18 protein-coding genes and 2 pseudogenes are annotated in these 17,376 nt (G+C 67.1%); 19 read left to right on the top strand and 1 reads right to left on the bottom strand.

All coding sequences use genetic code 11. The features are described from left to right. The first annotated feature begins 4 nt into the window (after positions 1-4). The 18 genes and pseudogenes from ABD297_RS01310 (at position 5) to ABD297_RS01230 (ending at position 15,489) form a co-directional block, all read left to right on the top strand. A complete protein-coding gene (locus ABD297_RS01310; protein ID WP_157211710.1) occupies positions 5-340 on the top strand; it encodes an AtuA-related protein in 336 nt (111 codons plus the stop codon). Further along, positions 337-1,158 carry an enoyl-CoA hydratase/isomerase family protein gene (locus ABD297_RS01305; RefSeq protein ID WP_344252315.1) on the top strand — a complete coding sequence of 274 codons (822 nt, stop codon included), beginning with the start codon at positions 337-339 and terminating at the stop codon, positions 1,156-1,158. The genes ABD297_RS01310 and ABD297_RS01305 overlap by 4 nt, the downstream gene beginning before the upstream one ends. Then, positions 1,155-1,982, top strand: a complete 828-nt coding sequence (locus ABD297_RS01300) for an IclR family transcriptional regulator (RefSeq protein ID WP_344252314.1) — start codon at positions 1,155-1,157, stop codon at positions 1,980-1,982. The genes ABD297_RS01305 and ABD297_RS01300 overlap by 4 nt, the downstream gene beginning before the upstream one ends. Then, a complete protein-coding gene (locus ABD297_RS01295; protein WP_344252313.1) occupies positions 1,979-3,064 on the top strand; it encodes a CaiB/BaiF CoA transferase family protein in 1,086 nt (361 codons plus the stop codon). The genes ABD297_RS01300 and ABD297_RS01295 overlap by 4 nt, the downstream gene beginning before the upstream one ends. An 11-nt stretch (positions 3,065-3,075) precedes the next feature. Continuing rightward, positions 3,076-3,801, top strand: a complete 726-nt coding sequence (locus ABD297_RS01290) for an SDR family oxidoreductase (RefSeq protein WP_344252312.1) — start codon at positions 3,076-3,078, stop codon at positions 3,799-3,801. Continuing rightward, entirely contained in the window at positions 3,798-4,283 is a 486-nt protein-coding gene (locus ABD297_RS01285; RefSeq protein ID WP_344252311.1) for a MaoC/PaaZ C-terminal domain-containing protein, read from the top strand. Before ABD297_RS01290 ends, ABD297_RS01285 begins: the two co-directional genes overlap by 4 nt. Next, positions 4,280-5,425 carry an acyl-CoA dehydrogenase family protein gene (locus tag ABD297_RS01280; RefSeq protein WP_344252310.1) on the top strand — a complete coding sequence of 382 codons (1,146 nt, stop codon included), beginning with the start codon at positions 4,280-4,282 and terminating at the stop codon, positions 5,423-5,425. The genes ABD297_RS01285 and ABD297_RS01280 overlap by 4 nt, the downstream gene beginning before the upstream one ends. A 21-nt stretch (positions 5,426-5,446) precedes the next feature. Further along, positions 5,447-6,613, top strand: a complete 1,167-nt coding sequence (locus ABD297_RS01275; RefSeq protein ID WP_344252309.1) for a thiolase family protein — start codon at positions 5,447-5,449, stop codon at positions 6,611-6,613. A 59-nt stretch (positions 6,614-6,672) separates the two neighbouring features. Then, the gene (locus tag ABD297_RS01270) at positions 6,673-7,452 is read left to right on the top strand and encodes a citryl-CoA lyase (protein WP_344252308.1); all 780 of its coding nucleotides are present in this window, start codon (positions 6,673-6,675) and stop codon (positions 7,450-7,452) included. A 2-nt stretch (positions 7,453-7,454) separates the two neighbouring features. Continuing rightward, on the top strand, positions 7,455-8,222 hold the full coding sequence (locus ABD297_RS01265) for an enoyl-CoA hydratase-related protein (RefSeq protein ID WP_344252307.1): 768 nt from the start codon (positions 7,455-7,457) through the stop codon (positions 8,220-8,222). 34 nt (positions 8,223-8,256) lie between these two features. Further along, complete coding sequence (locus ABD297_RS01260; protein WP_344252306.1) at positions 8,257-9,924, top strand: class I adenylate-forming enzyme family protein; 1,668 nt, start codon at positions 8,257-8,259, stop codon at positions 9,922-9,924. Positions 9,925-9,936: 12 nt separating this feature from the next. Then, the gene (locus ABD297_RS01255) at positions 9,937-10,482 is read left to right on the top strand and encodes a PaaI family thioesterase (protein WP_344252305.1); all 546 of its coding nucleotides are present in this window, start codon (positions 9,937-9,939) and stop codon (positions 10,480-10,482) included. Positions 10,483-10,561: 79 nt separating this feature from the next. Next, positions 10,562-10,864: pseudogene (locus ABD297_RS23670) on the top strand (hypothetical protein); the annotation flags it as partial. Beyond that, positions 10,789-11,847: pseudogene (locus ABD297_RS01250) on the top strand (ISL3 family transposase); the annotation flags it as partial. The pseudogenes ABD297_RS23670 and ABD297_RS01250, both read left to right, overlap by 76 nt. Positions 11,848-12,037: 190 nt before the next feature. Beyond that, positions 12,038-13,132: a tyrosine-type recombinase/integrase gene (locus ABD297_RS01245; RefSeq protein ID WP_344252304.1), complete on the top strand. Its 1,095-nt coding sequence runs from the start codon at positions 12,038-12,040 to the stop codon at positions 13,130-13,132. After that, positions 13,129-14,565 carry a hypothetical protein gene (locus tag ABD297_RS01240; protein WP_344252302.1) on the top strand — a complete coding sequence of 479 codons (1,437 nt, stop codon included), beginning with the start codon at positions 13,129-13,131 and terminating at the stop codon, positions 14,563-14,565. Before ABD297_RS01245 ends, ABD297_RS01240 begins: the two co-directional genes overlap by 4 nt. Beyond that, positions 14,562-15,104: a tyrosine-type recombinase/integrase gene (locus ABD297_RS01235; protein ID WP_344252301.1), complete on the top strand. Its 543-nt coding sequence runs from the start codon at positions 14,562-14,564 to the stop codon at positions 15,102-15,104. The genes ABD297_RS01240 and ABD297_RS01235 overlap by 4 nt, the downstream gene beginning before the upstream one ends. Then, the gene (locus ABD297_RS01230; protein WP_344252300.1) at positions 15,094-15,489 is read left to right on the top strand and encodes a DUF6262 family protein; all 396 of its coding nucleotides are present in this window, start codon (positions 15,094-15,096) and stop codon (positions 15,487-15,489) included. Before ABD297_RS01235 ends, ABD297_RS01230 begins: the two co-directional genes overlap by 11 nt. A 429-nt stretch (positions 15,490-15,918) precedes the next feature. Here the strand turns inward: ABD297_RS01230 and ABD297_RS01225 are convergent, their stop codons facing one another. Continuing rightward, positions 15,919-16,929 carry a helix-turn-helix domain-containing protein gene (locus ABD297_RS01225; RefSeq protein WP_344252299.1) on the bottom strand — a complete coding sequence of 337 codons (1,011 nt, stop codon included), beginning with the start codon at positions 16,927-16,929 and terminating at the stop codon, positions 15,919-15,921. A 118-nt stretch (positions 16,930-17,047) separates the two neighbouring features. Here ABD297_RS01225 and ABD297_RS01220 point away from each other — a divergent pair, with 118 nt between their 5' ends. After that, complete coding sequence (locus tag ABD297_RS01220) at positions 17,048-17,368, top strand: 2Fe-2S iron-sulfur cluster-binding protein (protein WP_344252298.1); 321 nt, start codon at positions 17,048-17,050, stop codon at positions 17,366-17,368. The last annotated feature ends 8 nt before the right edge of the window (positions 17,369-17,376 follow it).

Genomic DNA, 17,376 nt, shown 5'->3' with positions numbered 1-17,376 from the left:
GTCCATGACCACACTCAACGAGCTCGCCTACACCCGATCGGGCGACAAGGGCGACATCTCCAACATCGGGATCATGGCCTTCGGAGCGGCCGAGTACGAGGCACTGCGGACCTGGGTAACGCCCGAGCGTCTGCGCTCTTTCTTCGCAGGTGTCGTGCTCGGCCCCATCCAGGTCTACGAACTGCCCCGAATCCAGTCCTTGCAGGTCGTCCTGCACGACGCCCTCGGCGGAGGGGCCACGCAGACCCTGAGGTTCGACGAGACCGGCAAGTCGATGGCCGCCCTGATGAGCCGGATGCAGATCCCCACCGCTCTGCTCACGAAGGGAGAAGCCGGATGACGGTGGACCTAGCGCCCGAGCCCGGCATCATCGTCGAGGAGGTTGCGCCCGCGGTGTCGGTGGTGTGGCTGAACCGGCCGGCACAGCTGAACGCCCTGTCCTCGACGGTCATGGCCGAGCTCACCGACGCCCTGGGCACCGTGGGGCGGGACTCCCGGGCGGTCGTCTTGAGTGGTCGTGGCCGGGCGTTCTGCGCGGGTGGTGATCTCAAGGAGTTGTACCCCTTGCTGTCCGAGGCCGACGTCAACGTCCGACGCCTGCAGATGCGCGCCTTCCAGGAGGTCGTCACCGCGATCCGATCCGTCCCGTGCCCGGTGGTCGCTGCCGTCAACGGGGTGTGTGCCGGTGCCGGGATCAGCCTCGCCCTGGCCAGTGACGTAGTCGTGGCCGGTGCGGACGTCCAGTTCCACCCTACTTTTACCCGGGCGGGCCTGCTCCCGGACCTCGGGTCGCTCCACCTGTGGACACAGGCCGTGGGACCTCGACGAGCCAAGGAGATGGCCTTCCTACCTGAACCGATCGGCGCCGAGGACGCCCGCGCTGCCGGGATGGTCAACCGGGTCGTCGCTCCCGGACAGGCCGTCGAGGCCGGAGTCGAGTTGGCCCGCCGGCTGGCCGCCGGGCCCCGAGCAGCGCTGCAGATGATCAAGGACATCATCAACCGCGAGGACCAGGCCGAGCTCGACGCCTCGATGGTGCTGGAGTCGTACGCGCAGGCGGCGGCATTTTCCACCGGCGAGGTGGACGAAGGCGTCGCGGCCTTCCTCGACGGTCGTACGCCCCGCTTCGGGACCACCGAGAGCGAAGGCACGCCGTGAGCCGCGGAGAGGCCGCCCAGACCGCGAAGGCTTACCAGGTTCCCGCGATCGAGCGCAGCATGCTGATCTTGGAGGCGCTGCAGCAGCACGGGCCCCTCGGGCTGGCCGAGCTGGTGAGTGCGACCGGCCTGTCACGCAGCACGTGCTACTACCTGGTGCGAACGATGGCCAAGGCACGGCTGGTCGAGTCCGACGAGGAGACGCGGAAGATCCACCTGGGGATCAGGCTCGTAGAGCTGGGGTCGGCGGCAACCGAACAGCTCGGTTACCTGGGCGTGATCAAGCGCTACATCCTGGACCTCCTCGACGAGATGGACGCCACGTTCGTCCTCTATCGGCGCATGGACCGCGAACGGGTCACCATCGTGGACAAGGTCGAGCCGCGCCACCGGCTGCGAGTCACGGTGCCCCTGGGCAGCACGTTGGCCATCCAGGGCGGCTCCTTCGGGAGATGCTTCCTGGCGTACGACGACCCGGCCCTGGTGAGGGAGATACTCGGCGCAGGCCTCCAGCGACACACCGAGCACAGCGTCACCGACGTCGAGCGGTTCCTCGGTGAGATCGCCACAGTCCGCGAGCGAGGCTGGGCCATGGACCGCGAAGGCTTCGCCCTCGGGGTCAGCACGGTGGCGGCGCCAGTCCTCCATCAAGGCCGACCACTGCTGGTCGTCGCAGCGCTGACCATGGCGGGGACCCTGGCCGACGACTCCACGGCCGAGCGTTGGGGGCGCCGACTCCGCGAGATCTGCGACATCGCATCGGCCACCTTGCAGCAGCACCATCGCGCGCCCGTCGCACTGCACCTGGCCGAGGACGAGCGATGAGGACGATCGATGGTCCCCAACCCTTGGACGGTGTTCGCGTCGTCGACCTGTCGCTGCTCATCCCCGGTCCGTGGGCGACCTCGATGCTCGCGGATCTCGGCGCGGATGTCGTGCACGTACAGCCTCCCGGCGGTGACCCCCTGCAGGACATGATGCCGGGCGCCTACCGCGTCGTCGGGCGGGGGAAGAAGGTCGTGCTACTGGACCTGAAGTCGGAGGAGGGGCGTGGCCGTCTCCTCGACCTGCTCAGGGACTGCGACGTCCTCGTCGAGGGCTTCCGGCCCGGAACGCTGCAACGCCTGGGGTTCGCCCCCGACTCGATAATGGCGATGTTTCCCCGCCTGATCGTTTGCTCCCTCAACGGCTATGGCAGCGAAGGCACCTACCGCGACCGCCCCGGGCACGATCTGAACTACCTGGCAGCCAGTGGTCTGCTGTCGATGAGCGGCGAGCCGAGCGGGAGACCGTATCCGGGTGGGGGTGTCCCCGTCGCGGACCTCGCGGGCAGCCTCTTCGCGACGCAGGGCATCTTGGCGGCACTGCTGCTTCGCCAACAGACAGGCGCCGGCTCCCGGCTCGACGTGCCGCTGGCGGCTGCGGCGCTGAAGTTGTCCGAGCCGAGGATGGCCGAGTACGACGAGCGGGGCGGACCGGCCAAGGCTGAGCTGATGTCCCGAGGTGCCTATGACGTCTTCCGATGCCGAGACGGCTCCTGGCTGGCCGTGGCCTGTATGGAAGACCGCTTCTGGCGCGGCCTCTGCCGGGTGCTGGGTCGCGAAGATTGGCTGGAGCGCGAGGAGTACTCCAGCTACAGCGGCCGCTGCCACCACGCCGAGCGACTCAACGCGGACCTGGCCGACGAGTTCGCTCGGGCCGACCGCGACGTATGGGTGGAACGCTGCGTGGCGGCGGACCTGCCCGTCAACGCCGTCCTCGACTTCGGTGAGATCGGCGACGACGTACACATGCGGCAATGGCTCGACCGAGTGCCGAACGAGCGGGGCCGGTCGGTCCGGCTTCCTTATGCCCTCCTCGTAGCCGAACGCACGACGACAACTCAGGAAGCAGGGAGAACAAGATGACGAGCTCGCGTGTGGCACTGGTGACCGGTGGTGCGGGTGGTCTCGGCCGCGAGATCGGCCGACGGCTGGCGGCCAGCGGCCACCGGGTGGTGCTGATCGACATCGACGAGGAGGCGGTCACCACGACGGCTCATGAGCTGGCCGCTGACGGCCTCCTAGTGGAGCCGGCCGTCGCCGACGTCACCGACCGGCGTCAGGTGGACGGACTCGTGGCCGAGGTCAATGCGAGCGGCGGAGCCGTCGACGTGCTGGTGAACAATGCAGGCTTCCCCATCGACGCGCCGTTGGTGAAGATGACCGACGAGGATTTCCGTCGAGTCGTTGACGTCTGTCTGTTCGGGACCTTCGTGTGCTCGAGAGCCGTAGTTCCGGGCATGATCGAACGTTCTCAGGGGCGTATCGTCAACGTGGCGTCCCGGGCCTACCTCGGCAATCCGGGCCAGGCGAACTACGCGGCGGCCAAGGCCGGCGTCGTCGGTCTGACACGGGCTTTGGCTAAGGAGCTCGGCAAGCGCGGGATCACCGTGAACGCCGTTGCTCCGGGGCTGATCGACACGCCCGCCGTTCAGCGCCACCCGAAGCATGACCTGCTCGTCGAGCTGGCCCAGACGCACAACTCGGTGCCCCGGCTCGGCCTCCCCCAGGACGTGGCGTCCACGATCGCGTTCCTCGCCTCCGCCGAGGCCTCGTTCATCACCGGCGACGTGATCCACGTGTCGGGCGGGCGATACACATGACCGAACAAGTTGGTGGCGAGTTCCGCGACCTGGCCGTGGGAACCACGACGACTTCCCCGCGCCGTACAGTGACCGAGGCCGACGTCGTCGGCTTCGCCGGTCTGTCCGGCGACTTCAACGCCCTGCACACCGACGAGGTGGCAGCCTCCACGACGCCCTTCGGCACCCGTATCGCGCACGGGCTGCTCGGTACCTCGATCGCCTCGGGCCTGTTCACCCGGACCGCCCTGTCGACCTCCCTGCAGGAGTCGCTCATCGCCCTGCTCGGCGTCGACTGCCGTTTCGTCAACCCCCTGAGGATCGGCGACACCGTGCACGTCAAGGCCGAGATCACCGAACTGCGCCCGACCAGCGACCCCTCCCGAGGAGTCGTGATCGTGGAGCGCCGACTCGTCAACCACGAGGGTGCCGTAATCCAGGTAATCACCACCCCCATGCTCATCGACACCACGCATCCCGATACAGGAGACACCCCCACATGACCATGCTGACTGAAGAAGAGCTGGATCTGCAGCGTTCCGTCCGTTCGTTCCTGGAGGCCAAGGTCGCTCCGCTCGTCGCCGAGCACGAGCACGCACGGACGTTTCCTTGGGAGATCCTGCCCTTGCTTCACGAGTTCGGCTACGTCGGTGGCTTGGTGAGTCCCGACGACGGAGGCGACGACATCAGCTACTCGATGCTCGCCATCTTGATGGAGGAGGCCGGCCGGTGCTGGGGGTCGCTGCGCACTACGCTGAACATCCTCACCATCGTTCCGTACCTCATCTCCGTGGTCGGCACCGAGGAGCAGAAGAGCCGCTTCCTGCCCGACCTCCTCTCCGGACGGCGCCGTGCGTGGTTCGCGATGACCGAGCCGGACGCAGGATCCGACGCCGGGGCGCTGCGGACCCGTGCGACCAGGGTGGGTGACTCCTGGGTGCTGCAGGGCCGCAAGATCTACATCACGAACGCGCTCCACGCCGATGTCGGCATCGTCTTGGCCACGGTCGACCCGGAGGCCGGACCCAACGGGATCACTGCCTTCCTCGTCGACGGCACGGAGTCCGACTACGCCGTCCACGACATTCCGCACATGCCGGTCAGGGGCACGAGCAGCTGCGAGCTCGTGTTTGATGACACCCGCATCTCCGAGCACAACGTCCTGGGCGAGGTGGGCCGGGGACTGTCGACGGCGATGAAGGCGATCAACGTCGGCAGGCTGAACATGGCCATGGGCGCGGTCGGCCTGAGCCAGGCGGCCCTCGAGGAGTCGATCAAGTTCGCCACCACCCGTCAGCAGTTCGGTAGGCCCCTGGGTGGGTTCCAGCTGGTGCAGGAGATGGTCGTGGAGATCGCCACGCTGACGCAGACCAGCCGGCTCCTCGGCATGCACGCCGCCCGCGCCCTGGACGCGGGCGACTCTGCGAGGCAGGAGTGCTCGATGGCGAAGTACTACTGCGGGGAGTCCGCGAACAAGGCCGCCTCGCTGGCACTGCAGGTGCACGGTGGAGCCGGCTTGATGGAGGAATCACCCGTGGAGCGGATCTTCCGCGACGCTCGCGAAGCGACGATCCCCGAGGGCACCTCGCAGATCCAGATCCTGCAGATGGGCCGTGCCCTGCTGGGTCAGTCGGCCCTGCGATGAACGATCACCAGGAGACAGCTAATGACTGACGCCTACATCCTCGGCACGGTGCGGAGCCCCCTGGGCAAGCGGAACGGCGCACTGGCCGACACCCGCCCCGACGAACTGCTGGCACTGGCCCTCCGCGAGCTGGTCGACCGGCACGCGGTCGATCCTCGTGAGATAGAGGACGTCCTGGTGGGTTGCGTCAACGCTGTCGGCGAGCAGGGGCGCAACGTCGGAAGGTTGGCGGTCCTCGCGGCCGGGTTCCCCGAGGAGGTCCCCGCAGTAACGATGAACCGCATGTGCGGTTCGAGTCAGCAAGCACTCAACTTCGCCGCCCAGGCCGTGATGTCTGGCCAGCAGTCGCTCGTGCTGGCAGCCGGCGTGGAATCCATGAGCCGCGTCCCGCTGGGATCGGACGCCGCCGGAGTCGACCCCTCCCCGGCCGTCACCGAGCGCTACGAGCTGGTGAACCAGGGCCTTGCGGCAGAGATGATCGCCCGCCGCTGGTCGCTCACCCGCGATGAGCTCGACGAGTTCAGCGTCGAGAGTCATCGTCGAGCCGCTCGCGCATGGGACAGTGGCGTCTTAGCCGAGGAGGTTTTCGGCGTCATGAGTCAGCCGGCCGAGCACCTGCTGGGCCGCGACGGCGGTCCGGTCGTCCTCGACCGGGACGAGGGCGTCCGGTCTGACACCAGCATCGAGGCGCTCGCCAAACTCCGGCCCGCGTACACCGAGGACGGTCTCATTCACGCCGGGAACTCCAGCCAGATCACTGACGGGGCGTCGGCGGCCCTCATCGGGGACCTCGACGTCGCCCGACGGCTGGGTCTGGAACCTCAGGCGCGGATCCTGGCCACCCAAGTGGTCGGGGTGGACCCGGTGATGATGCTGCACGGCGTCATCGAGGCGACCACGCGGGTTCTCGATCGCGCGGGACTGGAGGCCTCCGAGATCGACTTGTACGAGGTCAACGAGGCTTTCGCCAGCGTCGTGCTGGCCTGGCAGCGAGAGCTGCGGGTCCCGCTGGAGCGGGTCAACGTCAACGGCGGGGCGATCGCCCTGGGTCATCCCACCGGCTGCTCAGGCACCCGCCTGATGACCACTCTGGTGCACGAGATGCAGCGGCGAGACGTCCGCTACGGCCTCCAGACCATGTGCATCGGACAGGGCATGGCGACGGCAACGGTCGTCGAGGCCATTTGACGAGTACGCGCGAGGCCTTCGTGGCATCGCGTCCCCTGGCAGCAATCCAAGGAGAAGCAGTGACGGAACATCGCATCGGTACCCACATCGCCACCTCGACGGTCGATCAGATATACGTTCGCGGGCGGAGCCTGGTCGACGACCTGATGGGGTCGACCGACTTCACCAGCATGGTGTTCTTCCACCTGAGGGGCCGGTTCCCCACCGAGGGCGAGAAGGCGGTGGTCGACGCGTGCCTGGTCGGGGTGATGGAGCACGGGCTGACCCCCAGCTCGATCGCGGCCCGATTGATCTATTCCAGCTCCCCCGAAGCGATGCAGGCGGCCGTCGCCGGTGGGCTGCTCGGGGCCGGCAGCGCCTTCCTTGGGGTGATGGAGGAGTCGGCGCAGATGCTGCAGGAAGGCGCGGACTTGGTGCGGCGTGGCGAGACCACGGCCGAGGAGTTCGCCCGCGACCGGCTCTCCGAGTTGCTCGCGGCGGGCCGTCCGGTCCCGGGCTTCGGCCACCACATCCATCGTCCGGACGACCCGCGCACGCCCAAGCTCCTGGGGATCGCCGAGAAGCACGGTGTGAACGGCGAGCACGCACAGTTGCTGAGGACGCTGAGCCGCGTCATGGACGAGCTTAAGGGCAAACACGTCACGGTGAACGCCACGGGTGCCGTAGCAGCGGTCCTGTCCGACATCGGGTTCTCCCACCGGATCGTACGTGGCTTCGCGCTCATCGGCCGTTGCGCCGGCCTGGTCGGCCACATCGCCGAGGAGCAGGAGCGTCCACTCGGCCGGGCCTTGTGGGAGATGGCCGAAAACCAGGTTCCTTATCTGGGCGAGAGAGTCTGAGCATGGGTGAGGCACTGGGCTACGAGCGCGACGAGTATGGGATCGGCTGGATCACCATCGACCGCCCGGACGCCGCGAATGCGCTTGACAGTGCGGCGCGAGCCGCCCTGTGGGCATGCTTTCGCCAGTTTCGCGGCGACCATGCTGCCGGCGTCGCCGTTATCACGGCAACGGGAGACAAGGCGTTCTGCGCCGGAGGCGACCTGAAGGAGATGTCCTCGTCCCAGTTGGGCGTTCCCCCAGCGGACTTCCTCCCGCAGCTCAACCGCAACTTCCAGCTCGACAAACCAGTCATCGCCGCGGTTAACGGTGTCGCGCTCGGGGGCGGCTTCCTCCTTGCTCAGATGGCTGACTTGTGTGTCGCGGCCGACCACGCGACGTTCGCCATCAGCGAGGCGAAGTGGGGCAGAGGAGCGCCGTGGGCCGCTCCCCTGCCGTGGCTGATCCCGCCCCGGGTGGCCCTGGAGATGCTGATGACCGGGGAGAGTATCTCCGCCGCGCGGGCCTACGAGCTGGGGCTGGTCAACCGCGTGGTGCCGTCAGCCGAGCTCCGAGCGACCGTGACCGAGCTGGCCCGCACGATCCTCGCCAACGCCCCACTCACGGTGCGAGCTGGCCGGCAGATGGTGCATGCGGCGGCCGAGCCGTCCCTCGCCCACGCCTTTGCGCGAGCCGAGCAGCTGTTCGAGCACGTGTACCTCAGTGAGGACGCCCAGGAGGGCCCACGCGCGTTCTCGGAAGGCCGTCCTCCGCGGTGGACGGGTCGGTAGTAATCCGTAGCCAGGAAAATCCTAGGAGAATCCCATGTATCAAGAAGCACTCGGCCAGACCATCAACCGGACCTTCGACTACACCTGCGACGAGGGGGGTGACAGGGAGGCTCTGGTCTACCACGGCCACGACGCGGAGGAGCGGCTGACCTACTTACAGCTGCGGCGCAAGGTGGCTGCCCTGGCCGACGGCTTGCACCAGGCAGGTATCTGCAAGGGCGACCGGGTCGCCTTCCTGCTGGGTGTCACCACCGACTGGGTGACGGTGTTCTACGCCGCGATGCGCCTGGGCGCCATAGCGGTTCCGCTCAATCTGGTCTGGACCGCCCGCGAGATCGAGCAGGGACTGTCGCTGACGGAGGCGAACGTGCTGATCGCCACCGATGAGTTCCGCGGTCGCAACTACCTGGTCGAGCTGGGGCATCACTTGCCTGGCCTTGCCGCGTGTAGCTCCGGTGGCATCTCGATCGACGCACTCCCACACCTGCGCTGCGTTATCGCCGAGAGCCGCAGTGGGAACGGCTACGCGTTCGCCAGCGACCTCAGCGCGATCGCCCGTAGCGGTGAGAACTACTCTGTCGAGGCCTTGGCCGCCCTAAGCGCGGACGTCGGGCCGGACGACTTCTCCATCATGCTGCTGACCTCGGGCACGACCAGCTTCCCCAAGCCGGTCCTGCACACCCATCAAAGCCTGATGGTGGGGGTGGCCGGATACGCCGACGGCATCGAGGCTGAGCCCGCAGACAAAATGCTGATCGTGGCGCCGAACTACCACGTCGCCGGCTATCTCACCCTGCTCATGCCGCACCTGCGGGGCGCCGCCGTCCACGTCATGGAGTTTTACGACGTGGGCCTGGCGCTCAAGGTGATCGAGCGGGAGCGGATCTCGATGATGTTCGGATTCGACGTCCACTACCTGATGATGAACCGGCACCCCCACTTCGCCATGCACGACATCTCCAGCCTCATCAAGACAATGATCGGGTCGTCGCCAGCGTCCTACGACGAGATCAGGGGCATGGGGATCACTCACCACGGCAACATCTACGGCTCCAGTGAGTACGTCGCATCCCAGGCCTACCTGCCTTACCGAGACCGCCACGACGAGTCAGTCATGCGGCTCTCGCACGGCCGGCCGATGCTCGGCACAGACCTGGTGATCAAAGACCCGGCCACCAACCGTGTCCTTGGGCCTGACCAGCCGGGCGAGATCTGTTTCAAGGGCCCGGCTCTATTCTCCGTTTACTACAACATGCCCGAAGAGACGGCGAAGGCGTTTGACGAGGACGGCTACTTCCACAGCGGCGACTACGGATGGGTCGATCAGCGTGGATACGTCTATTACCGCGGCCGCTTTAAAGAAACGATCAAGAGTGGCGGGGAGAACGTCAGTGCGCAGGAGGTTGAGCTGTTCCTGCAGATGGAACTGCCCTGGGTCCTCAAAGCGATGGTTGTTGCCGTGCCAGACGCCAACTGGGGGGAGGCCGTCACGGCCGTCGTCCAGCTCAAGCCTGGAGCCGAGGTAGACGAGGAGGGAATTCGCGAGGCATGCCGAGGCAAGTTGGCCGGCTACAAGATTCCGAAAAACGTTGTCTTCGTCGCAGACGAGGACTGGGTGGCGACGCCGACGGGTAAGTTCGACAAGGCCGCCATGACTCGGTTGGCGCTGCGCAGGCTGGGTATACCGGATGCGTCATTGTGATCGCGGGATGCGATGAACGAATATGAGACAACCGATCTGTCGTCCCTGTCGGGGCAGACTTCGAATCTCCTTGGCAGCTGGGCCGATTCGGTTCAAGGTCATGGCGACGCAAACGAGCTACGCGCGCATCACTCGACCTGCTTGGGCTGCGGCCCTGACAATCCCCACGGACACCATCTTCAGGTCCGCCGCGACGGACAGGACGTTGTCGCCGAGCACGTCTTCGACGAGCGACATGTCGGGGCGCCGGGTATCGCCCATGGTGGTGCCGTGGCCACTGTGATAGACGACCTGTTCGGGTTCCTGCTATATGGGATGGGCAGTCTGGGTGTCACACGCAGCCTGCAGATGGACTACCGAGCACCGGTTCTGCTGGGCCGGAACTACATACTGCGAGCACGCCTCGTTGAACGCGACGGGCGCAAGATGCACACGGCAGCGACCGTTGCGCACGAGACGAACTTCGTTGCAACCGCCCGGGCAGTTTTCGTCGCCGTCGACCTAGGCCACTTCACAGAAGCACTTTCCAGCGCTGACCGGGACCGCTCGAGTCGATGACGACCGCCGGATCAAGCCAGTGTGCCCGTAACCGGCTCTCCGAAGTTAGCCGGGCAGGTGCTCGGGCCGCGTCGTTGACGTGAGGGCCCGTGACCTCGGTGATCATGGCTGTTGTCAAGGCAGTTCATGGTCACGAAGCGAGGTCACGGGCTTGGTTCAGCGTACGCAATTGCAGGATCTACGGGTCATCAACGGGGACGGCACGAAGCTGCTCGGGCTCGACGGGTTGGCTCGGATCGGGGTCGAGCTCGAGCAGGACGGCGCCCGGGTGGTGCACGTGGTCACGGCGGACGAGGCGGCGGCCGCGTGCCCGTCCTGCGGGGTGATCTCAACGGCGAGGAAGGGCTCGGCGACCACCCGCCCGAGGGACGTGCCGTATGGACCGTCGCCGGTCCGGCTGGTGTGGCACAAGAGCCGGTGGCGCTGCCGCGAATCGCGCTGCCCCAGAGTTGGCTTCACGGAGTCCTGCCGCAACTTCCGCCACGGTGCCGGCTCACCACGCGGCTGTACGAACAGGTCGGCGCCGCGGTCGCGGACGGCTACTCCAGCGTCAGCTCCGCCGCGCGGGCGCACGAGGTGTCCTGGCCGGTCGCGCACGCCGCGTTCATCGCGCACGTCTCCCCGATCCTCGAGGAAGACCTGCCGCAGGTCGCGGTGCTCGGGATCGACGAGACCCGCCGCGGCAAGCCGATCTGGGAACAGGACCCGGCCACCGGACGGTGGCGGATCACGCACGACCGGTGGCACACCGCCATCGTCGACGCGGCCGGCACCGCCGGGCTGCTCGCGCACATCGACGGACGTACGGCCTCGGACGTGACCGACTGGCTGACGGCACAGCCGGATTCGTGGAAGGAGCAGGTCACGCACGTGGCCATCGACCTGTCCACCTCCTACGCCAAGGCCGTCCGTGACGCGCTGCCGCACGCGGTCATCATCGCCGACAAGTTCCACCTGGTCGCCCTGAGCAACCAGATGCTCACCGAGGTCCGCCAACACGCCCCCCGCGACGCTCGCGGCCGCCGAGGCCGCAAGAAGGACCCCGAGTGGGCCGCCCGCCGACGCCTGCTCCTCGGCTACGAGCGGCACACCAGCGCGTCGTTCACCCGGATGTGGAACGCCCTGATCGACGCCGGCGACCCCGGCCTGGAGGTGCTGCACGCCTACACCGTCAAGGAGCAGCTCCGCGCTCTGCTCGCGCTCCCGACGAGCGCCGACCGCGAGCTCATCTCGCACCGGCTCTGGAAGTTCTACGAGCAGGCCGCCGCCAGCGACATCCCCGAGGCACACCGGCTCGCCGAGACCATCGAGTCCTGGTGGCCCGCCGTCCTGGCCGCGATCACCACCGGCCACAGCAACGCCCGCTCGGAGGGCTACATTATCTGGAGCCCTCAGCGAGGTGTCATCGATGTAGCTCACGGGGCCGATCGGGTGCGTCAGCGACACGTTATCTGGAGCATGTCTGCGACGTCCCCCACGTGGCTGACGACGGGGAGTAGAAGGGTGGATATCCGGTCGTGCGCCGGAGGGGGCCTACCTCGAGGTGGCGGTGCTGATGAAGGCACAGCGGGTGCTCATGCCGGTCACGGGGGTGGAGTCGTGGACCGTCGTCGATCAAGACTTCGGGCCGGTCGAGGCGGCGGAGCGGTATCTGGCGTTCCTGTCCTCGATCGAGCGGTCGCCGAACACGGTTCGGGCGTACGCGCACAGTCTGGCGTTGTGGATGGAGTTCCTTGCCTTGAGGCGCACCGACTGGGCCAGCGCCGGGGTCGAGGACGTCTCGCGGTTCGTGTTCTGGCTGCGGGCACCGGGCGGGAACGTCATCGTGCTGGATGCCTCGACGGCCCGCCGCAGCGAGGCCACGGTCAACCGGCACTTGGCGGCCGTGTTTGGCTTCTATGACTTCCACGCCCGTACTGGTGTGGCCCTGGCTGAGTCGTTGGTTGCTTGGCGCCGGGTGCCGCGTGGGTCGTTCAAGCCGTTCTTGCACCATGTCACCAAGGGGCGCCCGATCCCGACCAGGCCGGTCAAGCTGAAGGCGCCGAGGCGGCTGCCGGCCACGCTGACCGTTGAGGAGATCGCCGTGATCCTCGCCGCCTGCACGCGGCTGCGGGACCGGTTCTTGTTCGCGCTGCTGGCAGAGACAGGGATCAGGGTGGGTCAGGCGCTCGGGCTGCGCCACAGCGACTTCGTTTCTCGTCGTTGCGAGTTGCGGATCGTTCCGCGTGAGGACAACGTCAACGGCGCCCGGGCCAAGACCAAAACGATTGCCACGCTGCCGGTTTCGGCGCCGTTGGTGCGGTTGTACAGCGAGTACATGCACACCGAGTACGGCGAGCTGGACAGTGACTACGTTTTCGTGAACCTGTTCGCGGCGCCGGTCGGGCGACCGATGCGGTATGACGCGGTCGCCAAGCTCGTGGCGCGGCTGCGGGCCGGGACGGGGATCGAGTTCAGCCCGCACGTGCTGCGGCACACCCGAGCGACGGAACTGATCCGGGCCGGAGTCCCGATCGAGATCGTCTCGAGGATGCTGACCCATCGTTCCGTCGTGACCACCAGCGAAACGTACGTCCATCTGGGTGTCGAGGACGTGCGAGCCGAGCTCGTCCGGGCGGGGATCTGGTCGGATCGGACGGTCCCGTCATGACCACTGCGCTGCGTGCCGCGAGGACCGACGGGCTGAGCCTGCTGGACAAGCTGCAGGAGGCGGTCCGACCGGAGTTCGCAATGGAACTGATCCACACCGATCCCACGCACCCGGTCTTCGCCCGCGGTCAGTGCCGTGTCATCGGTTGCGAACGCGGCGCCTGGACGAAGTTGCTGTGCAATAGCCACTACGGTCGCTGGACCCACGAGGGCCGCCGGGACCTGGACCTCTTCGCGACCACGACTGGCCCGGTGGTCGGCGGCCACAGCGACCGGATCGACGCGTTCGACCTTCGCGGGCTGCCGCTGCAGCTGCGGCTGGAGATCGCCTACTCCATTCAGATCCGCCACGATCAGCGCACGATCCGCCTTGTCCCGATGATGGTCAACCGCCTCGTCAGGCTGGTCATCGCCGCCAAGGTCGGCTCGCTGCTGGACCACGGCCTGGAGCGCTGGACCTTGCTGGCCCACGAGCATGGACTGACCGACACCGGTGGACGGGCGATGGGCCAGCTGCGTTTCGCCTGGCGGCAGGCGCTCGACCTGGCCGAGGGCCTCGACGCCGAGGCCGAGTTCGCGCGGGACACGTGGCGGGCAGCCGCACTCGGGGCGCGGCCCTCGCCGAAGAAGGTCCCGCCCATCTGCTTCGACCACATCCCACAACGGTGGCTGCGCGAGGCGGTCAAACGAGCCTGCCGCTACCGGCTCGGCGCCGGCAAGGCGTTCGGCTCGGTCAGCATCGACGAGCGCGCCCTGCGCTGGTTCGCCGCGTTCCTGCATCGCCACCACCCGGAAGTCGATGCTGCCAGCGGGATCAGCAGAGAGGTCTTGGAGCACTACCTGTCCTGGCTCACCGCGGCACCTGAGCTGTCGGGGAACACGACGAACACGTACCTGGTCGTCCTGCGCAGCTTCCTGCAGGCCTGCCACCGCCATGACTGGATGCCCGGCCTGTCCGGCCGCGCGGCGCTGTACCTCGACGAGCTGCCACCGCGGCCGCGTCCCCTGCCACGGTTCATCCCCGAGTTCGTGATGACCCAGCTCGAGGACCCCGACAACCTCGCCCTGCTCCCCGACGAGACCACCCGACACCTGCTGATCCTCATCCAAGAGACCGGGCTGCGCGCCAACGACGCCTGCCTGCTGGAGTACAACCCGGTGATCATCGACAGTGCCGGCTGGCCCTGCCTGAAGTACTTCAACCACAAGATGACCACCGAGCAGCTCGTCCCGTTGTCGCAGCGAGCCGCCGACGCAGTCCGTGCCCAACAACACCACCTGGACAGCCGCTGGCCAGCCCGCTGCCCAAAGCTGTTCCCCTCACCCCACGCCAATCCCGATGGAGCCCAACCGTTTTCCTACGCAACCCTCCGACACCGGCTCGCCGCCTGGCAGCAGCAGATCGCCTACACGACGAGACCGGCCAGCCCGTGACCGTCACCGCCCACCAGTACCGCCACACCCTCGGGACCCGGTTGATCAACGCAGGCGTGCCGCAACACGTCGTGCAGAAGATGCTCGGCCACGCCTCACCCCAGATGACCGCCCGGTACGCCACGATCCACGACGCCACCATCCGCGCCGCCTTCGACGACTACCAGCAGCGGCGCGTGGACGTCCACGGTGACCGCCTCCCGTTCGACCCACACGGTCCCAGCGCCGAGGCCGAGTGGATCAAGCACAACCTCGCCCGGGTGCAGGCCAGCCTGCCCAACGGCTACTGCGGACGGCCACCCCAGCAGGACTGCCCGCACCCGAACGCCTGCCTGACCTGCCCGGACTTCCAGACCACCACGACCTTCCTACCGATCCACCGACGCCAACATGACGACACCCTCGAGCTGATCGATCTGGCCGAGCAGCGCGGCAACGGCCGGCTGGCCGACAACCACCGCAAGGTCGCCGACAACCTGACGAGAATCATCGCCGCGCTCGAAACCCTCGAAGAACAGGACGCCCCCGATGCGCGCTGACAACACCGCAGCCCTCGCCGCCGCGACCCAGCGCCGAGCCGAATCGACCCGTCAACGGGCCCGCGACGCGCTTCAGAACCTCGACCACGCCGGCACCCCCATCACCTACGCCTCCGTCGCTCACGCTGCCGGGATCTCCCGGGCCCTGCTCTATCGCGATCCCCAGCTACGCGAGCAGATCAACCGACTTCGAGCACCCGCCACCCGCAGCCCCCGACAACCCACCGCCCAGCGCATGAGCCAAGCCTCACGCGACGAACTGCTGACCACCCTCCGCCAGGAAGTCCAAGCGCTCCGAGCAGAGAACCACGCGCTCCGACTGCAACTCGCCACCCGCATCGGCGAAAACCGGGCCGCCAACCGCGCCCCCGTCAGCGACATGTAATCGACGCAAACACGCAGGTCACCGACCACTTCCCCACGCGGGCTCCAGATAAGCTTCAACCGCCTCGCCAAGCACGTCGGAAGGGACGCGTTCGGGTTCCGCAACCCGGTCAACCACAGACGCCGCATACGGTGGTCCTGCACCCGCCAACACCGGCGGCTTTCAGCCAGGAAGACCGTGCTGCCCGGCTAACTTCGAAGAGCCCCGTAACCCGGTCGACGGTCGCGTGGCCGACGTCCGGTGATGAAGCGGGCAACTCACATAGCCGCTACCGGGCAGCTACATGGCCGCAACCGGGCAACTCACATAGCCGCTACCGGGCAGCTACATGGCCGCAACCGGGCAGCTACCTGGCCGCCTCCGGGCAGTTTCTCGTGACCGCTGTCACCGCCAGTCCTGCCGAGGCGCGGGCGCGCTGGAAGCCGTGCCTCAACGGTGCTGGTGCGGTCGTCGGAAGTGGCTCGGTGAACTGCCGGTCCATCTCTTGAAGGCGTGCGAGAAGTTCGTGAGATCGCTGTAGCCAAGCTCGGTGGCAACCTCAGTGACCGATGTGGACGGGTCGAGCAACTGCATCTTGGCGCGCTCCAGCAGCGACTTCTGTAGCACTTCGCTGAAACTCGTATCCTCCTCGGCCAGGCGACGTTTCAGCGTGCTCGAGGACATTGAGAGCTCGTCCGCGACCGACTGGATCGTCCTCATCCCGGGGCCGTCGTCCAACAACGCCCGCACTCTGCGGGTGAACTCCGGGGTGCCGGCCCGACGTGCCAGCGCCTGCTGAAGCTGGTCGACGGCGAGTCCGTGGGCGAGCGGGTCGGGGAAGCGACAGGCCGCCTGAAGCGTCCTCGCAGGAACAAGCAGGTAGGAAAAGGGGGCGTCGAAGACGAGCCGGGACGCCCTCTCGGACTCTTGGGGTAGCAAGCTTGGCTCCGGCCAGGGGCCGTGCATAGTCACGTCGGACACGTCGCCGACAAGCAGGTCGATCAAGCGCATCAGAGCGAGTCCGCAATAGATGAGGACCAGGCAGTCCAGGCCGGCGTCTCCCGCGTTGCCTGACAGCCGGATCGTCAGCCCATCCTGCTGCGGATGGACCTGGGTGCTCACGGCCTGGGTGATCAACGGCAGATAAGTCAGCAGGTTCACGACCTCAGCGACAGTGCACGCACTCACTAATGGCAGGCTCAGCGGCCCGAAGGATGTGATCTGGGCTTGTTCTGCGCAGGCGATCCCGAGCCGAGTCGCCTGCTCGACATCGAGTTCGGGATAGACCTCGCGGAACCACCGTAGCGGCGCCTGGGCTTCGGCCTGGATGAGAGCGAGCTCCCCGGTTCCTTCGCGCGCCATGATGGCGCGGAAGCGCTTCACGGCATCCTCCTCGATCGCTGGACTGCTCATCAACTGCACGAAGGCAAGCGACGGGACGCCTGGCTCCTCGTTCCACACAGCGACCCCCTAGTGATCCCAATTCACAACATTCTGACACGGTACGACATTGCCCTGAAGGGGATTGACAACCACCCTCGGGGGAGACGTCATTCGCGAGCGATGAGGAGAGTTGTAGATGGCAGTGATCACCTTCATTTCGCACGACGGGGAGCAGCACGAGGCACCCCTCGAGGAGGGGAGCTCGTTGATGCAGGTGGCGACGAACAACGCCATTCCCGGCATCGATGCTGACTGCGGCGGAGAGGCTGCCTGCGGCACCTGCCACGTCATCGTCGATCCCAGCTGGGCCGACACGGTCGGCCCGCCCGGCCCCGAGGAGGAGGAAATGCTGTCGATGAACCCCGACCGACTGCCGACGTCTCGACTGTCGTGCCAAGTCAAGGTCTGCGGGTCGTGGGACGGCTTGACCGTGCAATTGCCCGAGTCCCAGTGGTAGCAGGAGGT

This window comes from Terrabacter carboxydivorans (assembly GCF_039532035.1).
Classification (GTDB): Bacteria; Actinomycetota; Actinomycetes; order Actinomycetales; family Dermatophilaceae; genus Terrabacter; species Terrabacter carboxydivorans.
The sequence above is the reverse complement of the archived record's forward strand: the minus strand, read 5'-3'. Positions and strand labels throughout refer to the sequence as shown.

Coding starts and splice junctions, on each gene's coding strand:
- ABD297_RS01310 (WP_157211710.1), top strand. CDS start 5: ATGACCACACTCAACGAGCTCGCCTACACCCGATCGGGCGACAAGGGC.
- ABD297_RS01305 (WP_344252315.1), top strand. CDS start 337: ATGACGGTGGACCTAGCGCCCGAGCCCGGCATCATCGTCGAGGAGGTT.
- ABD297_RS01295 (WP_344252313.1), top strand. CDS start 1,979: ATGAGGACGATCGATGGTCCCCAACCCTTGGACGGTGTTCGCGTCGTC.
- ABD297_RS01285 (WP_344252311.1), top strand. CDS start 3,798: ATGACCGAACAAGTTGGTGGCGAGTTCCGCGACCTGGCCGTGGGAACC.
- ABD297_RS01280 (WP_344252310.1), top strand. CDS start 4,280: ATGACCATGCTGACTGAAGAAGAGCTGGATCTGCAGCGTTCCGTCCGT.
- ABD297_RS01275 (WP_344252309.1), top strand. CDS start 5,447: ATGACTGACGCCTACATCCTCGGCACGGTGCGGAGCCCCCTGGGCAAG.
- ABD297_RS01265 (WP_344252307.1), top strand. CDS start 7,455: ATGGGTGAGGCACTGGGCTACGAGCGCGACGAGTATGGGATCGGCTGG.
- ABD297_RS01260 (WP_344252306.1), top strand. CDS start 8,257: ATGTATCAAGAAGCACTCGGCCAGACCATCAACCGGACCTTCGACTAC.
- ABD297_RS01255 (WP_344252305.1), top strand. CDS start 9,937: ATGAACGAATATGAGACAACCGATCTGTCGTCCCTGTCGGGGCAGACT.
- ABD297_RS01245 (WP_344252304.1), top strand. CDS start 12,038: ATGAAGGCACAGCGGGTGCTCATGCCGGTCACGGGGGTGGAGTCGTGG.
- ABD297_RS01240 (WP_344252302.1), top strand. CDS start 13,129: ATGACCACTGCGCTGCGTGCCGCGAGGACCGACGGGCTGAGCCTGCTG.
- ABD297_RS01230 (WP_344252300.1), top strand. CDS start 15,094: ATGCGCGCTGACAACACCGCAGCCCTCGCCGCCGCGACCCAGCGCCGA.
- ABD297_RS01220 (WP_344252298.1), top strand. CDS start 17,048: ATGGCAGTGATCACCTTCATTTCGCACGACGGGGAGCAGCACGAGGCA.